The organism is Allopontixanthobacter sp. (assembly GCF_034376665.1).
Taxonomy (GTDB): domain Bacteria; phylum Pseudomonadota; class Alphaproteobacteria; order Sphingomonadales; family Sphingomonadaceae; genus Allopontixanthobacter.
This window is the reverse complement of sequence record NZ_JAXMJI010000087.1, coordinates 1-4,044: the sequence shown is the minus strand read 5'-3', so window position 1 is coordinate 4,044 and position 4,044 is coordinate 1. Positions and strand designations below refer to the sequence as shown.

General features: G+C 63.9%; 5 protein-coding genes. 3 read left to right on the top strand and 2 right to left on the bottom strand.

What is annotated here, in order from left to right:
• Window positions 1–430, bottom strand: a 430-nt coding sequence (locus tag U0988_RS09315; RefSeq protein WP_322292349.1) for a cation diffusion facilitator family transporter, incomplete at its 3' end; no start/stop codon positions are given.
• Window positions 431–486: 56 nt separating this feature from the next.
• Window positions 487–1,122 carry a pyridoxamine 5'-phosphate oxidase gene (gene pdxH, locus U0988_RS09310; protein ID WP_322292348.1) on the bottom strand — a complete coding sequence of 212 codons (636 nt, stop codon included), beginning with the start codon at window positions 1,120–1,122 and terminating at the stop codon, window positions 487–489.
• Window positions 1,123–1,215: 93 nt separating this feature from the next.
• Between pdxH and U0988_RS09305 the strand changes: the two genes are divergently transcribed.
• From U0988_RS09305 to fabI, 3 genes are read left to right on the top strand one after another with little or no spacing between them, the layout of a single operon-like run.
• Window positions 1,216–2,199: a J domain-containing protein gene (locus tag U0988_RS09305; RefSeq protein ID WP_322292347.1), complete on the top strand. Its 984-nt coding sequence runs from the start codon at window positions 1,216–1,218 to the stop codon at window positions 2,197–2,199.
• A 3-nt stretch (window positions 2,200–2,202) separates the two neighbouring features.
• Window positions 2,203–3,213 (top strand): YihY/virulence factor BrkB family protein, encoded by a 1,011-nt coding sequence (locus U0988_RS09300; RefSeq protein ID WP_322292346.1) that lies wholly within the window; start codon window positions 2,203–2,205, stop codon window positions 3,211–3,213.
• A complete protein-coding gene (gene fabI / locus U0988_RS09295) occupies window positions 3,210–4,034 on the top strand; it encodes an enoyl-ACP reductase FabI (protein WP_322292345.1) in 825 nt (274 codons plus the stop codon). Before U0988_RS09300 ends, fabI begins: the two co-directional genes overlap by 4 nt.
• Window positions 4,035–4,044 lie beyond the last annotated feature (10 nt).

Sequence of the window (4,044 nt, the reverse complement as noted above, 5' to 3'; positions counted from 1 at the left end):
GCAGCAGGTCTGACTGGTAATGGACATGATCGGCCGAAATCGCCACCGATCCTGTCTTGCGGATGACGTGGCGCTGCCATGCGAGCAGCCCAATCGTCAGGATGATCGCAATCATTGACACGGCAATCCCCGCCGGGGCGGCTTCGGTCCGTCCGCCCTCCACGATCCGCCGGATGGCTCCGAATGCAATACCGGAGGCCGAAAGCGCGATCAGCATGACCTGGAAAATGGCCGACAGCGATTCGGCCTTGCCGTGGCCGAACCGGTGATCCGCATCGGCGGGCTGCGCGGCGATATAGACGCCAATCAGGGTCGCGGCGCTGGCGACCAGGTCGAGCGCAGTATCGGCCAGGCTGCCCAGCATCGCGGTCGATCCGGTCTGCCACGTGGCCCACAATTTCAGCGCCACCAGGACAGCGGCGGTCGACATCGACGCAATCGCTGCGCTGCGGGTCAGAGCGGACCGGCTGCCGAGCGAAAGGTCGGTCACGGGTACAGCAACATATCGGTCCAGCCCGGTCCATCAGTGCGGCGTTCGAACCGGCGGCGATCGTGGAGCCGGTTGGGCCGGTCGAGCCAGAATTCGAACGCCCGCGGGCAGAGGGTGAAGCCGGTCCAGTGCGCCGGGCGTTCGACCTCGCCGCCCGCAAACCGCGCCCGCGCCGCTTCATACCGTTCGAGAAAAATGGTCCGGCTGTCCAGCGGGCGCGACTGGTCGGATGCTACCGCACCGAGCTGCGAATCGCGTGAGCGGCTGTGGAAATAGGCGTCGGCCACTTCGGGAGCTACCTCGCGCAAGCCTCCTTCGATGCGGATCTGGCGTCGCAGCGATTTCCAGTGAAACAGCAGCGCGGCCTCTGCATTGGCGCGGATTTCCTGTCCCTTGCGGCTATGCGCATTGGTGTAAAAGGTGAAGCCGCCACCCCCGCCGGTGCCAAGATCCGGCCCGTGGCCTTTGAGCAGCACCATCCGCACCGAAGGCGCACCGCCCGGCGTTGCCGTCGCCAGCGCCATGGCATTGGAATCGTTGGGCTCGCGCAAACGTGCCTCGGCATACCATTCGTCGAACAGCGCGAAGGGATCGGCGGAAGGAATCTGGCTCAAGGATTGGTCATCGGTCATGGCAGCGCCCTACCGCGACAGAGGCCCTGCGGTAAAGCGCCAGCGCACACGCGCGGCTTGCAAGGGCGCACTGATACACCTAGCTAACACGCCATGGCCGATCCTTACACAACCCTTGGAATCCCCCGTTCCGCCACTGAAAAGGATATCAAGAGCGCTTATCGCAAACTCGCGAAAGAGCTCCACCCCGACCGGAACACGGACAATCCAAACGCCACCGAGCGGTTTTCGGCGGCCACCCAGGCTTACGACCTGCTGTCGGACAAGGACAAACGCGCCCGCTTCGACCGCGGCGAGATCGACGCCGAGGGCAATCCGGCCAGCCCCTTCGCGGGGGGTGGCTTCGGGGGAGGCGGTTCGCGCTTCCGCGATGGCGGTTTTGGCACGCGGCCCGGCGGACAGGGCGGCTTTCGCCCCGAAGACATGGGCGGTTTTGCGCAGGAAGGCGTCGATCTCGGCGATATTTTCGAAGGTCTGTTCGGCGGCCGTTCCGGTATGGGTGCCGGTGCCGGGATGGGGGGACGGCGTCCGCCTCCTCCGCCCAGCAAGGGCGCGGATATCCAGTACCGGCTGCGCGTCCCCTTCGTCGATGCCGCCACCCGCGCCGACCAGCGGATCACCCTGTCGGACGGCAAGACGATCGACCTGAAACTGCCCGCCGGGGTCGAGGACGGCACCCAGATGCGGCTGAAGGGCAAGGGTCAGGCCGGGCCAGGCGGCGCAGGCGACGGTTTGGTGACCATCGCAGTCGAACCCCACGCTTTCTTCCGCCGCGAAGGCGACAACGTCCGCCTCGAACTGCCGATCACGCTGGACGAGGCGGTGAATGGCGCCAAGGTGAAGGTTCCGACGGTGGACGGGGCCGTGATGTTGACCGTCAGCCCGGGCAGTTCTTCGGGCAAGGTCCTCCGCCTCAAGGGCAAGGGATTCTCGAACAGGAATGGTGGCCGCGGCGACCAGCTGGTGACGCTGGAAATCGGCCTCCCCGGCGACAATGCGGAGGAATTGGCGGATCTGGCCAAACGGCTCGATGGCTGGCGCGACACAAGCAATCCCCGCAAGAGGCTGGGAGTGTAGTCCATGCCCGCCGAACAGGACGCGGTCCCACGGCACGAAGCCGGGGAAGATGCCGACGACCACGGCCAGCCGGAGGCAGTCCGCAGCGCCTCCAAGGTAAACCGGATCAAGCGCAGGATGACCCCCGGCGCCCGGTTCAGGGCGGTGCTGAAGCGGACGCTGCTCGGAACCTGGGAGGACGGAACCATCCACGCCGGCAATCTGGCGTATCTGGCGATCCTGTCGATTTTTCCGTTCTTCATTCTGGGTGCGGCGATATTTTCGGCGGTCGGGGAACAAAGCGAGCGGGCCGCAACCATCAACACGATCCTGCTGGCCCTGCCTCCGGTGGTCGGAGAGGTCATCGGTCCGGTGGCGCGCGACGTGATCAGCGCGCGGACGGGATGGTTCCTGTGGGTCGGCGGTGCGGTAGGCTTATGGACAGTTTCCGGGCTGGTCGAAACAATCCGCGATATCCTCAGACGGGCCTACAGAACCCGGCCAAGGCTCGCGTTCTGGCGGTACCGGCTGCTGTCCTTCGGCGTCATCATCGGTGCGATTTGCCTGCTCATCATATCCCTGATCGCGCAGGTCCTGATCGGCGCGGCGCAGGAAGTGATCGCGACCTATTCCCCTTGGCTCAGCGACGTGCTGACCGAACTTTCGATCAGCCGCATCATTCCCGCCATCGGCCTTTATGTCTCCATCTACCTGCTGTTCTACACGCTTTCGCCAGCCGCCTATCGCCATCATCGCTATCCCAAATGGCCCGGAACCCTGCTGGTGACGCTCTGGTGGGTCGCGGTAACCGCCGCCCTGCCGCCGCTGCTCCGTTCGTTCTTCGCCTATGACATGACCTATGGCAGCCTGGCCGGGATCATGGTCACGATGTTCTTTTTCTGGCTCGTCGGGCTGGGCATGGTATTGGGCGCAGAACTGAACGCCGCGCTGGCAGCAACCGGCGAGGCAGGCGGGGCGGAACAGGGTCAAAACGGGGAGCAGCCGCAATCCGTAACGGAGAACGATACGCAATGAACGGTCTGATGACAGGAAAACGCGGGCTGATCATGGGCCTGGCGAACGACAAATCGCTGGCCTGGGGGATTGCGAAGCAATTGCGCGAACAGGGGGCGCAGCTGGCGTTCACCTATCAGGGGGAAGCATTGGCGAAGCGCGTCATCCCGCTCGCCGCACAGCTTGATTCCGATTTCACCTTCGAATGCGACGTGTCGGACATGGCGATGCTCGACGCCGCCTTCGAGACATTGAAAAGCCGGTGGGAGACTATCGATTTCGTGGTCCACGCGATCGGTTTTTCCGACAAGAACGAGCTGCGCGGCAAATATGTCGATACCAGCCTCGAAAACTTCCTGATGACGATGAACATCTCCGCGTACAGCCTGGTCGCCGTAGCGCAGCGCGCCGCGAAGATGATGCCGCCGATGACCGAAGACGGGCAAGGCGGCGGATCGATCCTGACGCTGACCTATTACGGCGCGGAAAAGGTCATCCCGCATTACAACGTCATGGGCGTCGCCAAGGCCGCGCTGGAAACTAGCGTCAAATATCTCGCCAACGATCTGGGTCCGGCGAACATCAGGGTCAACGCGATCTCCGCCGGCCCGATCAAGACCCTGGCCGCCAGCGGAATCGGCGATTTCCGCTACATCCTAAAATGGAACGAACTCAACGCCCCCCTGCGCCGCAATGTCACGATCGACGACGTCGGCGGTGCAGGGGTGTATTTCCTGTCCGGCCTTTCGTCAGGCGTGACAGGAGAGGTGCATCATGTCGATGCGGGGTACCACGTGGTCGGCATGAAGCAGGAAGATGCGCCGGATATTGCGCTGGAATGATGCAGCCAAA